Origin of the sequence: Cobetia sp. SIMBA_158 (genome assembly GCF_046566945.1) — a bacterium.
GTDB classification, from domain to species: domain Bacteria; phylum Pseudomonadota; class Gammaproteobacteria; order Pseudomonadales; family Halomonadaceae; genus Cobetia; species Cobetia amphilecti.
Window position 1 is genome coordinate 273,594 of record NZ_JAWJYL010000001.1, and the last position, 21,429, is coordinate 295,022.

Annotated in this window: 19 protein-coding genes; 17 read left to right on the forward strand and 2 right to left on the reverse strand. The window is 64.2% G+C overall.

Annotated elements, in window-relative coordinates:
• Window positions 1-5 precede the first annotated feature (5 nt).
• From msbA to murB, 6 genes are read left to right on the forward strand one after another with little or no spacing between them, the layout of a single operon-like run.
• Window positions 6-1,754, forward strand: coding sequence for a lipid A export permease/ATP-binding protein MsbA (msbA, locus tag R2R70_RS01195; RefSeq protein ID WP_225347686.1), 1,749 nt, complete (start codon window positions 6-8; stop codon window positions 1,752-1,754).
• Complete coding sequence (lpxK, locus tag R2R70_RS01200) at window positions 1,751-2,740, forward strand: tetraacyldisaccharide 4'-kinase (RefSeq protein ID WP_054555010.1); 990 nt, start codon at window positions 1,751-1,753, stop codon at window positions 2,738-2,740. The genes msbA and lpxK overlap by 4 nt, the downstream gene beginning before the upstream one ends.
• 54 nt (window positions 2,741-2,794) lie before the next feature.
• Window positions 2,795-2,989 (forward strand): Trm112 family protein, encoded by a 195-nt coding sequence (locus R2R70_RS01205; protein WP_043331901.1) that lies wholly within the window; start codon window positions 2,795-2,797, stop codon window positions 2,987-2,989.
• Complete coding sequence (gene kdsB / locus R2R70_RS01210; RefSeq protein WP_410977001.1) at window positions 2,989-3,828, forward strand: 3-deoxy-manno-octulosonate cytidylyltransferase; 840 nt, start codon at window positions 2,989-2,991, stop codon at window positions 3,826-3,828. Before R2R70_RS01205 ends, kdsB begins: the two co-directional genes overlap by 1 nt.
• Window positions 3,828-4,385 (forward strand): low molecular weight protein-tyrosine-phosphatase, encoded by a 558-nt coding sequence (locus R2R70_RS01215; protein WP_107335338.1) that lies wholly within the window; start codon window positions 3,828-3,830, stop codon window positions 4,383-4,385. The genes kdsB and R2R70_RS01215 overlap by 1 nt, the downstream gene beginning before the upstream one ends.
• Window positions 4,382-5,461: a UDP-N-acetylmuramate dehydrogenase gene (gene murB, locus R2R70_RS01220; RefSeq protein ID WP_410977002.1), complete on the forward strand. Its 1,080-nt coding sequence runs from the start codon at window positions 4,382-4,384 to the stop codon at window positions 5,459-5,461. The genes R2R70_RS01215 and murB overlap by 4 nt, the downstream gene beginning before the upstream one ends.
• A 296-nt stretch (window positions 5,462-5,757) precedes the next feature.
• On the opposite strand, the gene rne is transcribed toward murB, so the two are convergent.
• The gene (rne, locus tag R2R70_RS01225; RefSeq protein ID WP_410977003.1) at window positions 5,758-9,903 is read right to left on the reverse strand and encodes a ribonuclease E; all 4,146 of its coding nucleotides are present in this window, start codon (window positions 9,901-9,903) and stop codon (window positions 5,758-5,760) included.
• A gap of 1,036 nt (window positions 9,904-10,939) precedes the next feature.
• Between rne and R2R70_RS01230 the strand changes: the two genes are divergently transcribed.
• Genes R2R70_RS01230 through R2R70_RS01240 form a run of 3 tightly spaced genes read left to right on the forward strand, consistent with a single transcriptional unit; the run spans window position 10,940 to window position 13,731 of the window.
• On the forward strand, window positions 10,940-11,899 hold the full coding sequence (locus R2R70_RS01230; RefSeq protein WP_054555007.1) for an RluA family pseudouridine synthase: 960 nt from the start codon (window positions 10,940-10,942) through the stop codon (window positions 11,897-11,899).
• Entirely contained in the window at window positions 11,892-12,578 is a 687-nt protein-coding gene (locus R2R70_RS01235) for an HAD-IA family hydrolase (RefSeq protein ID WP_054555006.1), read from the forward strand. Before R2R70_RS01230 ends, R2R70_RS01235 begins: the two co-directional genes overlap by 8 nt.
• Before the next feature lie 34 nt (window positions 12,579-12,612).
• A complete protein-coding gene (locus R2R70_RS01240; RefSeq protein ID WP_410977004.1) occupies window positions 12,613-13,731 on the forward strand; it encodes a S49 family peptidase in 1,119 nt (372 codons plus the stop codon).
• A gap of 63 nt (window positions 13,732-13,794) precedes the next feature.
• Here R2R70_RS01240 and R2R70_RS01245 read toward each other — a convergent pair whose 3' ends face one another.
• Entirely contained in the window at window positions 13,795-14,391 is a 597-nt protein-coding gene (locus R2R70_RS01245) for a Maf family protein (RefSeq protein WP_410977005.1), read from the reverse strand.
• Between the two features lie 258 nt (window positions 14,392-14,649).
• Here R2R70_RS01245 and R2R70_RS01250 point away from each other — a divergent pair, with 258 nt between their 5' ends.
• The 8 genes from R2R70_RS01250 (at window position 14,650) to pabC (ending at window position 21,387) form a co-directional block, all read left to right on the forward strand.
• Complete coding sequence (locus R2R70_RS01250; protein ID WP_107335333.1) at window positions 14,650-15,180, forward strand: YceD family protein; 531 nt, start codon at window positions 14,650-14,652, stop codon at window positions 15,178-15,180.
• Window positions 15,181-15,213: 33 nt separating this feature from the next.
• Window positions 15,214-15,384, forward strand: coding sequence for a 50S ribosomal protein L32 (gene rpmF / locus R2R70_RS01255; RefSeq protein ID WP_065392644.1), 171 nt, complete (start codon window positions 15,214-15,216; stop codon window positions 15,382-15,384).
• A 29-nt stretch (window positions 15,385-15,413) separates the two neighbouring features.
• Window positions 15,414-16,436 carry a phosphate acyltransferase PlsX gene (gene plsX, locus R2R70_RS01260; RefSeq protein ID WP_410977006.1) on the forward strand — a complete coding sequence of 341 codons (1,023 nt, stop codon included), beginning with the start codon at window positions 15,414-15,416 and terminating at the stop codon, window positions 16,434-16,436.
• A 287-nt stretch (window positions 16,437-16,723) separates the two neighbouring features.
• Window positions 16,724-17,686 carry an ACP S-malonyltransferase gene (gene fabD, locus R2R70_RS01265; protein WP_043331894.1) on the forward strand — a complete coding sequence of 321 codons (963 nt, stop codon included), beginning with the start codon at window positions 16,724-16,726 and terminating at the stop codon, window positions 17,684-17,686.
• Between the two features lie 60 nt (window positions 17,687-17,746).
• Window positions 17,747-18,490 carry a 3-oxoacyl-ACP reductase FabG gene (gene fabG, locus R2R70_RS01270; RefSeq protein ID WP_043331893.1) on the forward strand — a complete coding sequence of 248 codons (744 nt, stop codon included), beginning with the start codon at window positions 17,747-17,749 and terminating at the stop codon, window positions 18,488-18,490.
• Window positions 18,491-18,590: 100 nt separating this feature from the next.
• The gene (acpP, locus tag R2R70_RS01275; RefSeq protein ID WP_024950601.1) at window positions 18,591-18,824 is read left to right on the forward strand and encodes an acyl carrier protein; all 234 of its coding nucleotides are present in this window, start codon (window positions 18,591-18,593) and stop codon (window positions 18,822-18,824) included.
• Between the two features lie 339 nt (window positions 18,825-19,163).
• The gene (gene fabF / locus R2R70_RS01280) at window positions 19,164-20,408 is read left to right on the forward strand and encodes a beta-ketoacyl-ACP synthase II (protein WP_043331892.1); all 1,245 of its coding nucleotides are present in this window, start codon (window positions 19,164-19,166) and stop codon (window positions 20,406-20,408) included.
• A gap of 118 nt (window positions 20,409-20,526) precedes the next feature.
• Window positions 20,527-21,387: an aminodeoxychorismate lyase gene (gene pabC, locus R2R70_RS01285; RefSeq protein ID WP_410977007.1), complete on the forward strand. Its 861-nt coding sequence runs from the start codon at window positions 20,527-20,529 to the stop codon at window positions 21,385-21,387.
• Window positions 21,388-21,429 lie beyond the last annotated feature (42 nt).

The following is a 21,429-nucleotide window of genomic DNA, read 5'->3' on the forward strand; positions in this document are numbered from 1 at the left end:
ACCCCGTGAGTCGCGACTCCACCTGGATTCATTACCGCCGCTTGCTCGGCTATGTTCGCCCGTACTGGAAGATGTTTCTGGCCGCCGTCGTCGGCTACATCATCTACGGTGCCTCGAGTACGGCGCTGGCCGAGATGATGAAGCGCCTGATCGACGGCATTCAGAATCCTGACGCCCAGTTCAGACTGTTCCTGCCGCTGTTCGTGATCGGCATGTTCGCCGTGCGCGGCGTCGGCACCTTCCTGGGCACCTACTGCATGAGTGATGTGGCGCGCAACGTGGTCCACACCCTGCGCACCACGGTGTTCAACCACATGCTGCACTTGCCGGGGCGCTATTTCGACGAGAACTCCACCGGCCATCTCATCACGCGCGTCACCTACCATGTCGAGCAGATCACCGGCGCGGCCACCAAGGCGCTGACCATCATCCTGCGCGAAGGCTTCTTCGTGCTCGGCCTGCTGGGCTATCTGTTCTGGACCAACTGGAAGCTGACACTGGTATTCATCGCGGTCACGCCGCTGATCGGCTGGGTGGTCAGCTATGCCAGCAAGCGCTTCCGCAAGCTCTCCAAGCGTATCCAGGGCTCGATGGGCGAGGTGACCCACGTGGCCTCCGAGGCGCTGTCCGGCCATCGTGTCGTGCGTACCCACGGTGCCGAGGATTACGAGAAGGCACGCTTCGCGGCGGTCAGTGAGTACAACCGCGAGCAGAAGATGAAGGAAGCGCTGACCAAGGCCACCGCCACGCCGGTCATCCAGCTGTTGATCGCCGTGGCGCTGGCCACGCTGGTATGGCTGGCGATGGCGCCGGAACTGATGGCCGGCATGAGCGCCGGTGAGTTCGTCGGCTTCATCACCGCCGCCTCGATGATGGCCAAGCCGGTGCGCCAGTTGACCGAAGTCAACGGCGAGATCCAGAAGGGCATGGCGGCCTCGGAAGAACTGTTCGGTCTGCTGGATACGCCGGCAGAGCCGGACAACGGCACTTTGGTACCCGAGGGTCGCCTCGAGGGCCGTGTGCGCTTCGACAATGTCCACTTCCGCTATGCAGACCATCAGCCGGAGGTGCTCAAGGGCATCGATCTGGAGGTGAAGCCGGGGCAGATGGTCGCCATCGTCGGGCGTTCGGGGTCGGGCAAGTCGACATTGATGAGCCTGTTGCCGCGCTTCTACGCACCGACCACCGGCCGCATCCTGATCGATGATGTCGCCATCGAGGACTACAAGCTGCGCCCGATGCGTCAGCAGATCGCGCTGGTCTCGCAGAATGTCACCCTGTTCAATGCCGACCTGACCGCCAACATCGCCTACGGCACCGGCGAGGTCGACAAGGCGCGGGTGGAAGAGGCGGCGCGTGCGGCCTATGCCCACGAATTCATCGAGCGCATGAGCGAAGGCTACGACACCATCGTCGGCGACAATGGCGTGATGCTCTCCGGTGGTCAGCGCCAGCGTATCGCCATCGCGCGTGCCATCTACAAGGACTCGCCGATTCTGGTGCTGGATGAGGCCACCTCGGCGCTGGATACCGAATCCGAACGCTATATCCAGCGCGCGCTGGAAGAGGTGTGTCAGGGCCGGACAACCTTCGTGATCGCCCACCGTCTGTCCACCATCGAGAAGGCGGACCGCATCCTGGTGATGGATGATGGCGAGATCATCGAAGACGGCACCCACGAATCATTGATTGCTCAGGAAGGTGCTTATGCCGCGCTGCATCGCATCCAGTTTCGGGAGACGGCAGACGCATGAGTGAACGACTGGTAGACGCCTGGTATCGCGGCGCCGGCTGGCTTCATCTGCTGCGCCCGCTGGAACATGTCTACAAGAATGTGGTGGCGCGCAAGCGCAACGCCTATCTCACCGGCAAGCGTGAGGTCTGGAAGGCGCCGGTGCCGGTGATCGTGATCGGCAACATCACCGTCGGTGGTACCGGCAAGTCGCCGCTGGTCGCCTGGCTGGGGCGCTGGTTGAGCGAGCAGGGCTGGCGCCCGGGCATCATCTCGCGCGGCTACGGCGGGCATTCGCCGCGCTATCCCCTCTACGTGCAGGCCGATACCGATCCTCAGCATGCCGGCGATGAGCCGGTGATGCTTGCCCAGCAGACGGGCCTGCCGGTGGCGGTCGACCCGGATCGCCCGAGCGCGGCGCGGCGCCTGATTGCCGCAGGCTGCGACATTCTGCTCTCCGATGATGGCCTGCAACATCATGCGCTGGGGCGCGATATCGAGCTGGTGGTCGTGGACGGTGAGCGTGCCTTCGGCAATCAGCGTTGCCTGCCCGCCGGGCCGCTGCGCGAGCCGTTGTCGCGCCTCGCCAGTGTCGATGCGGTGATCTCCAACGGTGTCATCGACTGCTCGCGCCTGCCGGTGGAATCGCATTGCATGAAGCTGACGCCGGTCCACTGGCGCCACCTGATCGACGACGTGCGCTATCCTGCCCACCAGTTGCCGTTCAGTGGTCAGGTGCATGCGTTGGCCGGTATCGGCAATCCGCAGCGCTTCTTCCGTACCCTGACCAACCTCGGGGTCGAGCATCTGCCGCGTCCGCTGGCGGACCACCATCGTTTCACGCCGACGGATCTGCGCTTTTCCGACAATCTGCCCGTGGTGATGACCGCCAAGGACGCCGTCAAGTGTCGCAGCTTCGCCAATGAGCGCTGCTGGGCGCTGGATGTCGAGGCGCGTCCGGACCAGGCGCTGGTGGACTGGCTCGCCAAACGCCTTGAGGCGCTCTGAGTGCTTGATCGCTGAATTTTCTTTCTTTTCTGCTGTTATTCCGGAGATGTCTCGATGGACAAGGAACTGCTCGCGCTACTGGTTTGCCCGCTGTGTCAGGCCAAGCTGACCTATGATGCGGCGAACGCCGAGCTCAAGTGCTTCTACGATGGCCTCGCCTATCCGGTACGCGACGGCATTCCCGTCATGCTGGAAGAAGAAGCGCGCCAGATGGATGCCGACGAGAAGCTCAAGGGGAGCCGCGGCTGATGAGTGACCTTCTGCAGCAGGGGCAGGCAGACGACAGCCGTTCAGAGGGCGAGTCCGGCTTCGTGGTCGTGATTCCGGCGCGCTTCAACTCCTCACGCCTGCCGGGCAAGCCCCTGGCGGACATTCATGGCCAGCCGATGATCGAGCACGTCTGGCGCAATGCCTGCGCCAGTCAGGCCAGCCGGGTCGTGATCGCCACCGATGACGAGCGCATCCGTGAGGCCTGTGAAGGCTTCGGGGCCGAGGTGGTGATGACGCGTGCCGATCACCCCAGCGGGACGGACCGTCTTGCCGAGGTGGTCATGCTGCTGGCGCTGGCCCCCGATACCCTGGTGGTCAACGTCCAGGGCGATGAGCCGTTGCTGCCGGCGGCGCTGATCGATCAGGTGGCGGTGCGTCTCGAGGAAGACGAGGGCGCCTCGATCGCCACGCTGGCGGAGTCGATCGCCAGCGTCGACAGCCTGTTCAATCCCAATGTGGTCAAGGTGGTGCGTGACCTGCGTGGGCGTGCCCTGTACTTCTCGCGTGCGCCTATCCCGTGGGACCGCGAGCACTTCACCACGCCACCGGACATGCTGGCCACCGATTCCTGGCTGCGCCATATCGGCCTCTACGCCTATCGTGCCAGCTTCCTGACCGATTACGTCGACTGGCTGCCGGCCCCGCTGGAGCAGCTCGAACAGCTCGAGCAGCTGCGCGCGCTGCATCATGGTCATGCCATCCAGGTGGCCATTGCCTGCACGGCGCATCCGGCCGGTGTCGATACGCCTGAAGATCTCGAGCGCGTGCGCGCCTGGCTGGCGCAAGCAGCGGCAGGCAGCGAGAGCGGAGAGGCCTGATGAGCGAGCTTCTTGAGCAACTGGCCCAGCGTCAGGCGCCATTGGAGCGCATCCTGATGGTGTGCCTGGGCAATATCTGCCGCTCGCCGAGTGCCGAAGGCGTGTTGCGTGCGGCGCTGACGCGCCATGGCCTGGATCAGGTCGTCACGGTGGACAGTTGCGGCACCAGTGACTGGCATGTCGGCGGTCAGCCTGATTCGCGTGCCATCGCGCATGCGGCCAAGCGCGGACATGACATCAGCACGCTGCGTGCCCGTCAGTTGTGCGAGCAGGACTTTCACGACTTCGATCTGATCCTGGTGATGGACGACGCCAATCTTGCCGATACCCGTGCCTTGGCTGCGCGCAGCAACAGTGGTGATCAGACGCTGATCGGTCGCCTGCTGGACCTGCTGCCGACCCCGCTGCCCGCGCTGGCAGCGGGTAGTCGTGAGGTGCCGGACCCCTACACCGGGGGCCCCGATGCCTTCGAGCGTGTGCTGGACCTGATCGATGTGGCCTGCGAGGCGCTCATTGCGGCACTGCCTGCGGCGACCACGGCGCGGGCGCGCTCATGACTCAGGTATCCACTGATCAGAACGCTGGCGACACCTCGCAACGTGAGGGGGTGGCGCTGGATGGCTGCAATACGCTGGGCTTCTCGGCGCGTGCCCGCGCCCTGAGTGAGCCACACACCATCGAGGCGGCCAGGGCGCAGGTGCTGGCCTCCCGGCAGGCTGGTGAGCGTCTGGTGGTGATCGGCGGCGGCAGCAATCTGGTATTGCTGCCGTGGCTGGATGCCCATGTCATGCGCCCGGCCTTTGACGAGGTCGCCATCACGCCGGCAGAAGACGGCCTGACGGCCACGGTCTGCGTCGAGGCCGGCAAGTGCTGGCATGCCCTGGTGATGGAGCTGGCCGCCGCCGGCTGGTGGGGCTACGAGAACCTGGCCTTGATTCCCGGATGCTGCGGTGCGGCGCCTATCCAGAATATCGGCGCCTATGGCGTCGAGCTGGCAGACCATCTGCTGCGCCTGGAAGTCATGTCGCTGGAAGATGGCAGCTGCCGGTGGATGAATCGCGAGGAATGCGGTTTCGGCTATCGCGACAGCATCTTCAAGGGCGTGCTTGAGCATCGCGTGCTGATCACGCGCCTGGAGTTGCAGGTATCGCGCCAGGCGTCGCCTCGGCTCGGTTATGGTGATCTCGCCCAGCGTGTCAGTGCGGCGCTGCCGCAAGGGGAGGAGGCGACGCCGTTGCAGGTCGCCCAAGCGGTGATTGCCACGCGCAGTGAAAAGTTGCCCGACCCCGCGCAACTGGGCAATGCCGGCAGTTTCTTCAAGAATCCGCAGCTTCCCGGGGCCGAGGCCCAGGCGCTGCTGACCCGCTTCCCGAGCTTGCCGCATTACCCGCAGGCCGATGGCAGCATCAAGCTGGCAGCAGGCTGGCTGATCGATCAATGTGGTCTCAAGGGCGCGCGCAGAGGCCATGTCGGCGTGCATGCTCAGCAGGCGCTGGTGCTGGTGCACTTCGGCGAGGGTGCCGTCACGGAGCTGCTGGCACTGGCGCAGGAGGTGCGTGAGGCCGTCCACACCCGCTTCGGTGTCTGGCTCGAGCAGGAGCCGCGGGAGCTTGGGATGATGCCTGAAGGGTGATGCCCGAGGGCTGAGGCCCAGAGTTGTGCACACGAGACCTGCGCTGAAGTGAAGGCGCGCACTCCAAGCGCTGAAAATGGCAAGCACTGAAAACAAGAACGCCCCGCAGGCAAGCCTGCGGGGCGTTCTTGTTTTCAGTGCTTGGTTCTGACTTGCTGCTCAACGGGAGCGGCTGGCAGACCTTGGCATAGACCCTGGCTAGGCCCTGTCTTGCTGCCTTTCTGTCGCCCCCTTCAGCGCTGGTGGCTGAAAGGGGCGGCAGAGCGACGGCAGGGGCAGGGCGCCAGCCTCAGGACTCAGTGAGACGTGTTGCTGTCATCCTGAGCGGTCGTGTCCTGAGTCTCTGCGCTGGCCTGTTGTGCGGCAGCACGTTCGGCAGCTTCACGCTCACGACGACGCACTTCACGCGGATCGTTGTAGGCGCGTTCGCCACGGCGACGGCGGGTCTCGGTGGCTGGCTGCGTGCTGTCCTGCTGCACGCCTTCTGCCGCTGTCATCTCGCCTTGCTCGCTCGGTGCCTGATTCTGCTCGCTGTCAGCGACTTCCCCTGTGTGGGAGTCGTCGCTCACGGCTTGCGCCACGGCGACATTGTCGTGACGCTCGGCAGTCGCGAACGCTGTCTCGGCCGGCGCATTCTCGACGCTGGCGCTGACGTTGACGGCGCTTTCGGCACCTTCAGCAGTAGCATCAGAGCCTTCAGCTGATTGAGCGCCTTCCGCAGCTTCAGCGACAGTATCTGCGGTGCGCTCAGTGCTGACAGCAGGCTCAATCTCAGTGCTGGCCACTTCAGTAGCGCTAGCGCTTTGCGTCACCTTCGCCTCGCTGGTCTCAGTCTGCTGAGGAGCCTCTTCGTGCGCGGTCTCCTGTACAGGCTGTTCAGCGGCAGCGTCTTCCACGGCAGCGTCTTCCACGGCAGGTTCTTCCGCCACAGGCTGCGCAGGCTGGCTGGCAGTGTCGGCTTCAGCGGCGATCGCTTCCTCTGCTTCAGCGACAGGTGCCTGAGCTTCGGTCTGCTCGGCAGCTTGCGCTTCGGCGGCCGGTGCTTGGACGCTTTGCTCGGCGACGGCTGGTGCTTCAGGCACAGCGGCTTCGCTGGTCACGCTTTCCTTCAGCGACTGCTCATCGGCCGCGGCTTCCGGCGCGACTTCTGCCGCGGTGACGGCCGGCGTGTCGACGGCGTCGTCAGCTTCGCTGGCCTGCGGCTGGTGCACGCTTGGCTGCTGGACGGCGTGCTGCTCAGTGCGCTGGGCGGCGTGTTGCTCAGTCTTCTGCGCCTGGTGAGCGCCAGTGACAGGCGCTTCGGACGCCTCTTCGACAGGTGCTTCGACGACCGGCTCGGGCACTTCCGCTGTCGCTGGTTCAGACTCAGACGCTTGCGCATCGGATGCCGCTGACTCAGGGGCTACCGTCTCTTTCAGCGCCTCGTTGCTCGGCTCGCTGACTTCCGGTGCAACGGCAGCCGTGAGGTCTGCGCTGGCAGACTGCTCGGCGCTGGCCGGCGCGTCCTGTGCAGCGGTGCTGTTTTCACCCTGCGGAGCACTGGTTTCAGCCTGCGGGGCAGCGGTGGTGGCGCTGACGGCTTCGGCACCTTCCTCGGCAATGGCCGGCACCGCAGCGGCTGCCGAAGTAGCGGCTGCCGGAGCAGCGGTGGCCTGCGGGCCTGCCAGCGTCATGGCCTTGAGCGACTTCTGCTCTTCGACCGCCTGCGGGTTCAGAGCATGCTGACGGCTGCGAACACGCGGGTTGTTGCGGGTCTGCTGGTCTTCGCTGCTGACCTGCTGTTCCACCTGCTCGGCCTGTTCGGCTGCCTTGATGGACTCGCGTGCCTGTTTGCTGTCGACCTGCTCGGCCTTGTCAGTCTTGGCCGGCTTTTCACCACGTGCCGGCTTGTCGCCGCGCTTGCCGGAATCGCGCTTGCTGGCGTTGTCGGCCTTGGCGTTCTGGCTGTCGCTGCTCCTGGCTTCGGCTTTCGGGCTGTTGTCAGCCTGCGGCGTCTGCTCCGGTTCGGCCTGTGGCTTGCTGTCGTTGGTGACGATTTCCTGCTGGCTGTCCTGACGCGACTCGTTGGACTTGCGACGGTTGCCACGGTCGTTGCGCTGACGACGCTTGTTGTTGCTGCGGCCATCGTTCTGGCTGTTGCTGTCAGCGTCGTTGCCGCGGGAATCGTTGCCGCTGTTGCGTGACTCGCCGTCGTTGTTGCGTGACGCGTTGTCATTGCGACGACGGGAATCCTTGCGGTTGTCATCACGCTCGTTGCCACGGCCGTCGTTGCTGCGGTCGTTGCTGCGTTCAGCGTTGCGGCCATTGCGGGAGTCGTTGCGAGCCGCTGCCGGAGCGCTGGCTTCACTGACGGTCTCGCGACGCTCGCGGGCCTTTTCCAGTGCCTTGCGGGCTTCGCTGGACTTGGCCGGCACGGCGGTGTCGCTGTCATTGCCGAGCAGGCGGCTGAAGCCTCGGGCCAGGCGCGACAGCAGGCCGCCACCGGCGGCCGGAGCGGCAGTCCTGGCGGGAGTCTGAGCTGAAGGCTGTGTCACGACTTCCTGCTTGCTGGCCTGAGCGCGGGTGTCATTGCCCTGGCTCGAGCGGTTGCCCTGACGGTTGTCATTGCGCGAGCTCTGACGGCTGTCGTTGCGGCCTTCGCTGCGAGTGTCATTACGAGACTCGTTGCGCGACTCCTGGCGGTTGCGACCGTTGCTGCTGCCGTTGCCGTTGCGACGGCGATTGCCGTTGTTCTTGCCGTTGCCGTTGCGGCTATCGCTGTCATTGCTGCTGTCAGCGGTCTCGGCTACTGCGGCGGGCGCTGCGGCAGGGGCTTCCGGTGCGGCAACCGGGGCAGGCGTGGTGTGGGACACGCTCTTGACGGCTGCTTCAGTGCGCGCCGGCGGCTTGTCGAAGTTCGGATCCGGTTCCTTGCCGACTTCGGTCTCGACGGACAGCTCGAAGCTGGACTTGTCGGCACCGTCTTCATCGACGTGGTCATCACGCAGACGCACGACTTCGTAGTGCGGCGTGTCGAGCTCCGGGTTCGGCAGTAGCACGACATTCACGCCCTGACGACGTTCGATGTCGAACAGCGTGGCGCGTTTCTCGTTGAGCAGGTAGGTCGCGACCGGCACCGGCAGGATGGCGCGGATCTGCGAGCTGCGCTCCTTCATGGCCTCTTCTTCGATCAGACGCATGATGGAGAGCGCCATGGAGCGCACGTCACGGATGGTGCCCTGGCCGTCACAGCGCGGGCAGACCACGCCGCTGGTCTCGCCCAGTGACGGGCGCAGACGCTGACGCGACATTTCCATCAGGCCGAAGCGTGAGATGCGACCGATCTGGACACGAGCGCGGTCGATCTTGAGCGCGTCGCGCACACGGTTCTCGACTTCACGCTGGTTGCGTGCCGGCGTCATGTCGATGAAATCGATCACCACCAGGCCGCCAATGTCGCGCAGACGCAGCTGGCGGGCGATCTCGTCGGAGGCCTCCAGGTTGGTCTGCAGCGCGGTTTCCTCGATATCACTGCCGCGGGTGGCGCGAGCGGAGTTGATATCGATGGAGACGAGGGCTTCGGTGTGGTCGATGACGATGGCGCCACCGGAGGGCAGCTTCACTTCACGCTGGTAGGCGGTCTCGATCTGGGATTCGATCTGGAAGCGCGAGAACAGCGGCACGTCGTCTTCGTAGAGCTTGATCTTCTGCTGGTAGCTCGGCATCACCTGACGCACGAAGGACAGTGCTTCTTCCTGGACTTCCGGAGAGTCGATCAGCACCTCACCGATGTCATTGCGCAGGTAGTCGCGCATGGCACGGATGATGACGTTGGATTCACGGTAGATCAGGAAGGGGGCAGGGCGGCTGGAGGCGGCCTTGGTCACCGCGTCCCACACCTGGGCCAGGTAGTCGAGGTCCCACTGCAGCTCTTCGGCGCTCTTGCCGATGCCGGCGGTGCGCACGATGACGCCCATCTTGTCCGGCAGGGTCAGGCTGTTCATCGCTTCTTTCAGCTGAGCGCGCTCTTCACCCTCGATGCGGCGGGAGATACCACCGGCACGCGGGTTGTTGGGCATCAGCACGAGGAAGCGGCCGGCCAGACTGATGAAGGTGGTCAGGGCTGCGCCCTTGTTGCCACGCTCTTCCTTGTCGACCTGGACGATGACTTCCTGGCCTTCCTTGAGCACTTCACGAATGTTGGGACGGCCCTGGCCGGGGTCCTTGGAGAAGTACTCGCGGGAGATTTCCTTGAGCGGCAGGAAGCCGTGGCGCTCGGCGCCGAAGTCGACGAAGCAGGCTTCGAGGCTGGGCTCGATGCGGGTGATCTTGCCGCGGTAGATATTGGCTTTCTTCTGTTCGCGGGCGCCGGACTCGATGTCGAGATCGTAAAGGCGTTGTCCGTCGACCAGTGCGACGCGCAGCTCTTCCGGCTGGGTCGCGTTGATGAGCATCCGTTTCATGTCGTCTCGCTAGACTGGGCGTGCCGAAGGGCAGCCGCATTGTGCGTCGGCGACGAGGAACCGTTTTCCGCTTCGTGTTGTGCTCAGCGCATGTCGTGGAATGCGTTTTTCGCATGCAGGCAAGTCCGTGGACGGGCCACATGCGGCATGATCATGTTGAGTACTTGGAAGAGGCAGGACGTGTTGCGGGGATTTGTACTCCTCCGGCCCTGCGGTCTCTTCCCTAACACCTGGCATTTGCCGATTCATCGACGCCGGCCTTCGGCACGGATATCGAATGATTACCCGGGCTTCATGCCCGAGCGGTCTTGTGTCGTTGGCCCATGAATGACTGGGCGTCTTGCTGTCTTGCCTGCGCAGGCGGCTTTCGGGCTCCCGCGACATCATCTCGTGGAGTCTGCAACGAAGGCTCGAAGGGCGATTGCGCTGCGGCGCGCGGCGTCATGCGTTCCGCGCCCGCTGATATCGTCATCAGGTCCTGTGAGACCTGAGCGACATCGATGTTTTGCGTCAGCTGTTGGTCTGGCCACTGGCCGCGAATGACTGTCCTTGGGGCGGCCTTCGCTGCCTGTGATTGACAGGTGCGATGCGCGGGACAGCACGCTACCGACAGGGTAGATGACAACAGGGTGCTTGCGTGACCTGCACGGTGCTGATGTCGGTGCGCGTTGCTTCATTGCGGGCCATCTGACCCTCTCCGCCGGCGTGAAGCACCTTGTTGAAGTGCCGGGTGCGCCGTTTTTCCGGCCGCTGTGACAGGGCTGCGGAGACGATGATCGGGCATATAGAGAAGGCCCATCTCACTGCGCTCGAATATACCAGTAAAGGTATGTACCAGCAATTCAGCTGCCAGATCAAACGCTTCGCTACATCGCCCGAGATACGAGGCCCGGCGAGCCGCGGATGAGAGCGGCATATGGCACGATGATTCCCCATTGGTCGTATGACACCGTAGAATGACCGGTCTGAGTGCGCCCAGGCGCACGGCAACAAGATGAGCAGGCCGCGCGAAGGCGGGGCCGGAAAGGAGTGCGACATGGCCGAAGGCCAATCAGTCCAGTGGATCGAGGTTGCCCCGGAATTGGCCGGGCAGCGCATCGACAACTTTCTGCGTACCCGCCTCAAGGGTGCACCCAAGGCGTTGATCTATCGCATCGTGCGCAAGGGTGAAGTGCGCGTGAACAAGAAGCGCATCAAGGTCGATTACCGCCTGCAGGCGGGTGATCTGGTACGGGTGCCGCCACTGCGCCTCTCGCCGGAAGCCGCCGTGCAGGAAGTCAGTGACAACCTGCGCGAGGTGCTGGCGGGCTGCATCGTGCGCGAGACGGATGACTTCATGGTCATCAACAAGCCCTCGGGGCTTGCCGTGCACGGCGGCAGCGGCGTCAAGATCGGCCTGATCGAGGCCATGCGCCAGATTCGCGCCGACCTGCCGTTCCTGGAGCTGGTGCATCGCCTGGACCGTGATACCTCCGGCTGCATTCTGCTGGCCAAGTCGCGGGCTGCGCTGTTGCAGCTCAATGCCGACCTCAAGGCCCACAAGATGACCAAGCTGTATCTGGCGCTGGTCGAGGGGCGCTGGGATTCACGCCGCGATTACGTCAACGCACCGCTGGAGCGCTACGACGGTGGCAATGGTGAGCGGCGGGTGCGCGTCGATGAGGCCGGCAAGACGGCCAGCACCCGCTACGCGGTGCGTGAGGCCTATCCGAGCATGACGCTGGTCGAGGCCGAGCCGATTACCGGCCGTACCCACCAGATCCGCGTGCACTCGGTGCATGCCGGGCACCCGCTGCTCGGCGATACCAAGTACGGCACCGAGCGCGGCAATGCCCTGGCGAAGAAGGTCGGGCTGGAACGCCTGTTCCTGCATGCCGCCCAGCTCAGCTTTCCTGATCCGATCGACGGGCGAACCGTCACCGTGCGCGCGCCGCTGGACAAGCGGATGAAGCGCGTTCTCGCCACTGCCAGAGAGCTGGGAGCTCGTCATGACTGATCTCACCGCAGGACTGCCGCAACCGCGCTATCGCCTGGTCATCTTCGACTGGGATGGCACCTTGATGGATTCCGAGGCGCGTATCGTCGACTGCCTGCAGGCGGCCTCACTGGCGACGGGTATGGGCGAGCTGCCTGCCCATGCGGCGCGCGACATCATCGGACTCGGGCTGCCCGAAGCCATGGAGCGCCTGTTCCCGGGGGCGACGGCCGAGCAGTGCGAGGCGCTGGTCGCGGCCTACAAGGCGCATTTCGTGGCGGTCGATACCACGCCGCTGGACTTCTTCCCCGGTGTCGAGGCCGGCATCCAGCGTCTGCGTCGCCATCCCGAGCAGCTGCTGGCCGTCGCGACGGGCAAGAGCCGCCGCGGGTTGGACCGCATGTTCACGGCCCATGATTGCGGTGACTGGTTCCATGCCTCGCGCACCGCGGACCTGACGCTGTCCAAGCCGCACCCTCGCATGCTCGAGGAGTTGCTGGCCGAGCTGAACGTTGAGGCGCATGAGGCGCTGATGGTCGGCGATACCGAATATGATCTGGAAATGGCGCGTGCCCTGGGCATGCACAGTGTCGGTGTCGACTACGGCGTACACAGTGTGCCGCGTCTTGAGGCCTGTGCGCCGCAGCGCATCGTCTCGCATTTCGATGAATTGATGGATTGGCTGTACGTGGCCAGGTAACGGCCGCGATCGCCCAGCACAGGAGCAGCAATCGATGAGTGACAGGCCGCAGGATCCCTGGCGTGAAGGCGCGGGTGGCAAGGATGATAGCGAAGCGGGCTTGAGCGGGCCGGGCATGAGTGGACAGGGCATGAGTGGACAGGGCATGAGTGGACAGGGCGCGGCTGCCGCCTCCGAGCGAGAGGTGGACTGGCAGGCGCGCGAGCGCACCGCGCAGCTCGAGATGATGGACCGCTGGGTGCAGGGCGTGGTTACCGAGCAGCGTCGTTCGCGGCGCTGGAAGCTGTTCTTCCGCTTCCTGTTCGCGTTGCTGTTCATCGCCTCGATCGCGACCTCGGTGACCCTGTTCACGCTCGGCAGCCAGCCAGCGGCGCTGCCCGGCGAGCAGCATCTGGGCGTGGTGCGAGTGAAGGGCGTGATCGAAGCGGACGGTGAAGCCAATGCCGAACGCATCATCAAGGGGCTGCGTGCGGCCTGGGAGTCACCGGCCTCCGTGGCGGTGGTGCTCGACATCAACTCGCCCGGTGGCAGCCCGGTGCAGTCCCAGCGCGTCTATGACGAGCTGATGCGGTTGCGTGAGCGGGGCGACAAGCCGGTGATCGCGGTGATTGAAGACCTGGGCGCCAGTGGTGCCTATTACATGGCGGCCGGCGCCGGCGAGATCATCGCGGCACCCTCGAGCCTGGTGGGCTCCATCGGCGTGATTTCCTCAAGCTTCGGGCTCAAGGGGCCGATGGAAAAGCTGGATATCGAGCGTCGCGTGTTCACGGCGGGAGACAACAAGGCGTTTCTTGATCCGTTCTCGGAAATCTCGCCGGACCAGCGTGCCTTCTGGCAGAGCGTGCTGGCCACGACGCACCAGCAGTTCATCGCGGCGGTCAAGGCTGGGCGCGGTGAGCGCCTCAAGGACGATCCCGAGCTGTTCTCGGGGTTGATCTGGACTGGTGAGCAGGCGCGGGGGCTGGGGCTGGTCGATCGTACCGGCACGCTGGAAGAGCTGGCGGCGGAGCTGACGCCAGAGGCGGAGCTGCACGATTACACGCCGCGTCAGGACCCCTTCGAGCGCTTCACGCGGCGCTTCGCCGGTGTGATGGCCAGTGCGATGGGGCTCGAGACGACGGTGTCGCCGGTCAGCTACCGTCTGCCCTGGTAGACGAGCCAGGGCCGCAGCCCTCGTCGCTCAGGGCTGCGGTGTCTCTCAGGGGCCCGGTGCCACTCAGGAGCGCGGCGCATCCAGCAGAGGGTCGACGCCTGCCTCGCGCAGCAGTTCGCACAGGCGAATCAGCGGCAGGCCGATCAGACTGTTGGGATCACGCCCCTCGAGACGCTCGAAGAGCGTGATGCCGAGTCCTTCCATGCGAAAGCTGCCGGCGCTGTCGAGGGGGCGTTCGCGCTCGACGTAGCGTTCGATCTCGGCGCTGGTCAGGGAGCGGAAGACGACCTCGTGGTCTTCATGGCAGACCCAGTGACGCGCGGATTGGGTGTCGATCAGCGCCAGGCCGGTCACGAAGCGCACGCGGCGTCCGGAGAAGCGCGCCAGCTGGGCGCGTGCGGCTGACAGATCCGCTGGCTTGCCCAGTATCTCGCCCTCGAAGACGGCGACCTGATCGCTGCCGATGATCAGGTGGTGGGAGTAGGCGTCCGCCACGGCGTTGGCCTTGCCGAGTGCCAGACGATGGACCAGTGTCTCGGCACTTTCTTCGCGTCGCGGCGTCTCATCGATACTGGGGGCTGTCCAGGTGAAGGGCAGCCCGAGGCGTTCAAGCAGTTCACGACGCCAGCGTGAGCTGGACGCCAGGACCAGTGGAGTCATCATGGCTCTCCCGTCGGGGCGCGTTGCGGGCATTGGCTGGGCGGCGCGCGGCAAGTATTTGAAAAACAAGGGCTGCAGGATGCCGTAAATCCTCTCGGCATTGAAGCGTCAGGCGCGTACAATCGCGCGCTGGACGTGTAGCCCAGTGTCAGTTGTCGCATATCGACGTGAAAGCGTGATGGTGAGGGGGCTGGCAAAAGCAACAAGTTGCTCATGCATTTTGACACCGGGAGGGGGAATCCCTATTATGGCGCGCCTATGTTGACCACAAGACTGCCGACCAAGGTCGAGCCCTACCGGCTGGCGTCAGCGGGTAAACGCCTTGAAGGCGTGATTCCACTGGCGAACATGCCCCGTGTTGTTGAGGCCATCGGTGCTCAGGAAGGGGACGTCAGCGTCTCCATGACCTTTGACATCGACACTCAACGTCGCAGCTTCATCGAAGGCTCCATCGCCTTCGAGGCAAGTCTGCTATGTCAGCGTTGTCTGGGACCCACCGAGCCGGAGCCGCTTTCCAGCGAGTTCCTGTTGGGTCTGGTGACCAGCGATGCGCTGGCGGCGCAGCTGCCCGGTGAGTACGAGCCGGTAGTGGTGGAAAACGAACAGCTGGATCTCCTGACAGTGATCGAGGATGAAGTGCTCCTGGTCCTGCCGCAGGTGGTCTACCACGAGGAGGCCGATTGTGCCGTCTCTCGCGACCAGCTGGCCAGCGGTGTGGAACCCGAGGCCTCGGACGCACCCGCTGTGAATCCATTCAGTGTGCTTCGCACCCTGAAGGACAAGCACTGAACTCAATTTGTCGACAAGATTGGAGTAATCCCCATGGCAGTTCAGCAGAACCGCAAAACTCGTTCCAAGCGTGGCATGCGTCGTAGCCACGATGCCCTGACTGCACCGACCCTGTCCCAGGACAAGGAAACCGGTACAGTTCACCTGCGTCACCACGTCTCTGCCGACGGTTTTTACCGTGGCCGCAAAGTCGTTGATGCATAAGGCATTGATGCAGCGCGCGGCGTAACGCCGTGCGTATCGCCATCGATACGATGGGCGGGGACTTCGGTCCCCGCGCTACGTTACGGGGCACGGCCAGTGCGCTGTTGCGAGACTCGCAACTCAGCGCCATCCTGGTCGGCCCGCAGCATCTACTGGATGCCGAGTTAGACTCCCTCCCTGCTTCACTCTCCCGTGTTCGTGATCGCCTTCAGACACTCGCTGTCGACGGCATTGTCGCGTCTGATGCTCGCCCGTCCCGCGTTGTGCGCAGCCGCGAGCCCAGCAGCATGTCTCAGGCCCTGGGCCTGGTGGCGAAGGGCCAGGCGGATGCCTGTGTCAGTGCCGGCAATACCGGCGCCTTGATGGCGCTGGGCATGCGCGAAGTGGGAAGAGTGAAAGGGGTGGAGCGACCTGCCATCTGTGCCGCGGTGCCCACGCGCGGCGCGCGCGCCTGCAGCCTGCTGGATCTCGGCGCCAACGTCGATGTCGCGCCGCACCATCTGCTGGCGTTCGCCCGCATGGGCGCGATGCGCAGCCGCCTCATCGACGCGGTCGAGCGTCCACGAGTGGGGCTGCTCAACGTGGGGGTCGAGTCGGTCAAGGGGACTGCGCAGGTGCAGGAAGCGCACGCCCTGCTGGCTGGCAGCGAGTCGGATTTCGACTACCTTGGCTTTGTCGAGGGCGGCGACCTCTTCTCCGGCAAGGTAGATGTGGTGGTCTGTGATGGCTTCGTCGGCAATGTCGTGCTCAAGAGCAGTGAAGGGCTTGCGCAGATGCTGTCGGCGCAGCTGGGGGCGACCCTGGCGGCCAGCTGGCGCACGCGCCTGATGGCCTGGCTGGCGCGCCCGGCGCTGACACGACTCTCGCGTGAGCTGGACCCGGTGCGCTACAACGGCGCCAGCCTGCTGGGCCTGGCGAGCGTGGTGGTGAAGAGCCACGGCGGCGCGGCGGCGGAAGGCTTTGCCTTTGCCGTCACGCGGGCGGCCAGCGAGGCTCGCGAGCAGTTGCCCTCGCGCCTGGCGCAGGCCCTGGAAGGCACATACTCACGCTGAATGAGTAAATTGGTCTGATTTGTTCCTGTTGGGGTCGAGCTTCGGCGCACACGGTGCGACAATGCCAGCGCTTCGCGGCCGGGCGGTGAAGGCGGACGGGAATCAGGGGCAGGCAGCTCCCACAGGAAGCCCCCGCAGGACAGCAGCATGACGTAAATGACAGGAAGCAGGCTTTCCCCTGGCAGAAGCGTGAGACACGACAGTGGTCGTCTCGCTTGCGAGCCAGTGGAAATCGGGTTTCTTGACCCGTGTCAGTCCCACCTGAACAGATGGAAATGGTGACAGCAATGACAGATTCCCTGGCCCTCATCTTCCCGGGACAGGGCTCCCAGCAGGTCGGCATGCTGCGGGAGCTGGCGGAGCGCTATAGCGTGGTCCGCACTACCTTCGAGGAAGCCTCTGACGCGCTGGGGCGCGATCTCTGGCACCTGACACAGGAAGGCCCGGCGGAGGAGCTCAATCGTACCGAGCTGACCCAGCCGGCGCTTCTGACCGCCAGTGTCGCCATCTGGCGCGTCTGGCAGGAGCTGGAAGGCCCGCGCCCGGCGCGCATGGCCGGTCACTCCCTGGGTGAATACAGCGCCATGGTCTGCGCTGGCGTGATCGGTTTCGCCGAGGGCGTCAAGCTGGTCAATCTGCGCGGCGAAGCCATGCAGACTGCCGTGCCGCAGGGCCAGGGCGCGATGGCGGCCATTCTCGGTCTCGAGAATGCCCAGGTCGAAGCCGCCTGTGCCAGTGCGGCACAGGGTGAAGTGGTCGCGGCAGTCAACTACAATGCGCCGGGACAGGTCGTCATCGCCGGTGGCACCGCTGCCGTCGAGCGTGCCATCGCGGCATGTCAGGAAGCGGGTGCCAAGCGCGCCATGCCGCTGCCGGTGTCGGTGCCGTCGCATTGTGATCTGATGCGTCCGGCGGCCGACAAGCTGGCCGAGGCGATGAATGCCATCGATTTCCGTGCGCCGCGCTATACCGTCATCCAGAATGTCGATGCCAAGGCGCATGACGACGTCGAGACACTGCGTCAGCGTCTGATCGAGCAGCTCTATCAGCCGGTGCGCTGGACCGATTGCGTCAATGCCATGTTCGACAGTGGCGCGCGCAGCTTCATCGAATGCGGTCCGGGCAAGGTGTTGACCGGCCTTGGCAAGCGCATTCAGCGTCAGGCGCGTGGCCTGGCCGTGAATGATCCGGATAGCCTGGAAGCGGCGCTGGAACTTGCCCGCGAGACCGCTGCCGAACAGAATCAGTAAGCTCGTGGCTGGCCCATCTGGCCGGTCATGTGACTTGGATCAGCCAACTCAGGACTCAAGATGACGAGCGAACGCAGAATCGCACTGGTGACCGGTGCCAGTCGTGGCATCGGCCAAGCCATCTCCCGTGAACTCGGCCGTCAGGGCCGTATAGTGATCGGTACTGCCACCAGCGAGAAAGGGGCAGCGGCCATCGGCGCTGACCTCGAGGCGCACGGTATCGAAGGCGCGGGCATGCTGCTCAACGTCACCGATCAGGCCAGCGTCGACGCCGTGCTCAAGGAAATCGGCGAGCGCTTCGGCGCCCCGACCATCCTGGTCAACAATGCCGGCATCACGCGTGACAACCTGTTGATGCGCTTGAAGGAAGACGATTGGGACGCGGTGCTCGACACCAATCTCAAGTCGGTCTTCCGTGTCAGCAAGAGCTGCCTGCGCGGCATGACCAAGGCGCGCTTCGGCCGCATCGTCAACATCTCGTCCGTGGTCGCGACCATGGGCAACCTCGGTCAGGTCAACTATGCTGCCGCCAAGGCAGGCATGGAAGGCTTTGCCCGCTCGCTGGCGCGCGAAGTCGCGTCACGCAATATTACCGTCAACTCAGTGGCGCCGGGCTTCATTGCCACTGACATGACTGAAGCATTGCCGGAAGCGCAGCACGAAGCGTTGCTCGGCAACATCCCGCTGGCGCGCCTTGGCCAGCCGGAAGAGATTGCTGCGGCAGTCGGCTTCCTGACCAGTGATGCAGCAGGCTACATTACCGGTGAGACGTTGCAGGTGAACGGTGGCATGAACATGCGCTGAACCCCACGCAGGGACGTGGTTGCGTCCTTTTGGGGTGGCCTATAAACTACGCCCAGCTTTTTCGAGCTGCGGATTCCGTACCACTAGGAGTGATTGTTAAATGAGCACCATTGAAGAACGCGTCAAGAAGGTTGTGGCTGAGCGCCTGAACGCCAAAGAAGAAGAAATCCAGAACTCTTCCTCTTTCACTGAAGACCTGGGCGCCGATTCCCTGGACACCGTCGAGCTGGTGATGGCTCTTGAAGAGGAATTCGATACTGAAATTCCTGACGAAGAAGCAGAGAAGATCACCACCGTGCAGGAAGCTATCGATTACATCGTCAACCACCAGTAAGGTGTGTTGAAGCGATCACGGAGCAACCTGTTGCTCATGGTCGTGATGCAATTGTCTGTACGTTCAAGAGCCGCACTGTTCCTCAGTGCGGCTCTTGTCGTTCAGGGATGTGCTGCGCAATGCCGCGCCGACAGGGCGCGCATTGCCTGGTGGTAGGCGGTGGGCTTCGTGACAAATGTCCCCTTGTGGCAAGTGTCGGAATTCCTTCGTGAAAGTGGCCAGAAAAGCGCTTGAAAACCGACTGCCCACGCATGGCCAGGTTTCTGTATAATGCGCTCAATTACCGTCCGGGCGTCCATGGCCCTGGCGTGCCAATTCGATAGTTTTGGAGGAGACACGATGCCTCGCAGAAGGGTAGTGGTAACAGGTCTTGGCCTGGTAACCCCGGTCGGGAATACCGTCGAGGAAAGCTGGAGCAACATCAAGGCGGGCAAGAGTGGCATCGCGGCCATCGAGCATTTCGATGTCAGTGGTTTCAATACCCGTTTCGGTGGCTCCATCAAGGACTTCGATGTGGGTCAGTACCTGAACCCGAAAGAGGCCCGCAAGATGGACCTCTTCATCCAATACGGTATCGCGGCGGCCCACCAGGCCATCACCGACTCCGGCATTGAATGCACCGAAGACAACGCCGAGCGCATTGGTGTCGCCATCGGTTCCGGTATCGGCGGCCTGCCGATGATCGAGCACAACCACAAGGCGCTGGAGAAGGGCGGTGCACGTCGCATCTCGCCGTTCTTCGTGCCGGGCTCCATCATCAATATGATCTCCGGCAATCTGGCGATCCAGTTCGGTTATCGTGGTCCGAACATCGCGATCACCACCGCCTGTACCACCGGGACGCACAACATCGGTTACAGCGCGCGTACCATCGCCTATGGCGATGCCGACGTGATGGTGGCCGGTGGCGCCGAGATGGCGACCACGCCACTGGGTCTGGGTGGCTTCTCCGCAGCGCGTGCGCTGTCGACCCGCAACGATGATCCGCAGGCGGCCAGCCGTCCGTGGGACCGCGACCGCGATGGCTTCGTGCTGTCCGACGGCGCCGGTGTCGTCGTGCTGGAAGAGTACGAGCACGCCAAGGCGCGTGGCGCGACCATCTACGCCGAGGTGCTCGGGTTTGGCATGTCCGACGACGCTCACCACATGACGGCGCCGCCCGAAGACGGCCGTGGTGCGGCCGCCGCGATGCGCAACGCCATCCGTGATGCCAAGCTCGAGCCGAGCCAGATCGACTACATCAATGCCCACGGCACCTCCACCAATGCCGGCGACAAGGCCGAAAGCCTCGCCGTCGAGTCGGTGCTGGGTGATGCGGCACGTGATGTGGCGGTCAGCTCCACCAAGTCGATGATCGGTCACCTGCTGGGCGCTGCCGGTGCGGTCGAGGCCGTGTTCTGCGTGCTGGCGATGCGTGACCAGATCGCGCCGCCGACCATCAACCTGGACAACCCGGCCGAGGGCTGCAATCTCGATTACGTGCCCAACGTCGCACGTGACATGAAGATCGAGTACACCCTGTCCAACTCGTTCGGCTTCGGTGGCACCAACGGCTCGCTGGTGTTCGGCAAGCTCAAGGACTGATCACACGCTTTCGTGTTCTCTCTCCTCAGACGCGCTCCCATCCGGGGGCGCGTTTGTCTGTGGGGCGTCACCTGCTTTGCGTGTCGTGTCCGCAACCGTTCTCTGGAGGGCTGTATCGATGACGACTGATGTCTCTGGCAACAAGAGCTCTGAAGACAAGCGTGCTCTTGCGGCGCTCGCCGCCGATCTGCCCAGTGATGACCGTGGCCTCGCCTATGGCGAGGGCGTGTTCGAGACGATTCTGGTGCGTGAGGGCCAGCCGCAGCTGTGGTCCTGGCACGAGGCGCGCTTGACGCGCGGTTGTCAGCGGCTGGGGATTGCAGCGCCTTCGTCAGCTGAGCTGGCGGGCTGTCTGGCGGTCTGTCAGGGCGAGGGGCTTGAAGTGCTCAAGCTGATCGTCACCGGCGGCTCCGGCGGGCGGGGCTACAGGGCACCTGAGTCACCGGAGACGCGCTTGCGGGCACGCGCGACGCCTTTTGCGGTCAATCAGCAGGCGCGGCGTGGCATCACGGCGCGGGTCTGCGAGCTGCGTGTGGCCGAGCAACCGGCACTGGCGGGGCTCAAGCATCTCAATCGGCTCGAGAACGTGCTGGCGCGCCGCGAGTGGAGCGACACGGCCATCAGCGAGGGCCTGTTGCTCAATGCGCAGGGCGAGCTGATCGAGGCCACCAGCATGAATCTGGCCTGGTATCGTGACGGGCGCTGGTTCACGCCGTGTCTTGATCGTGCCGGGGTCGAGGGCACGCTGCTGGCGGCGCTTGAGGCCGAGATGGCGTTCGAGCGAGTGCGTGAGGGACTTGAGTCACTCGTGTGGGCCGAGCAGGTCGTCGTCATGAATTCCGTGCAGGGCGTCTGGCCGCTGCGCACCCTGCTCAAGCCCGATGGCGCGATTCTGGCTGAGTGGAAGGATGAGGCGCATCCGGCGCTGGACGAGTTGAATCACACTGTCGCGCGCTTGCTGGGCGAGCCCGCGAACTGACGGAAGACGACGAGCGTCAGCAAGTATGCCTGTGCGGTCGTC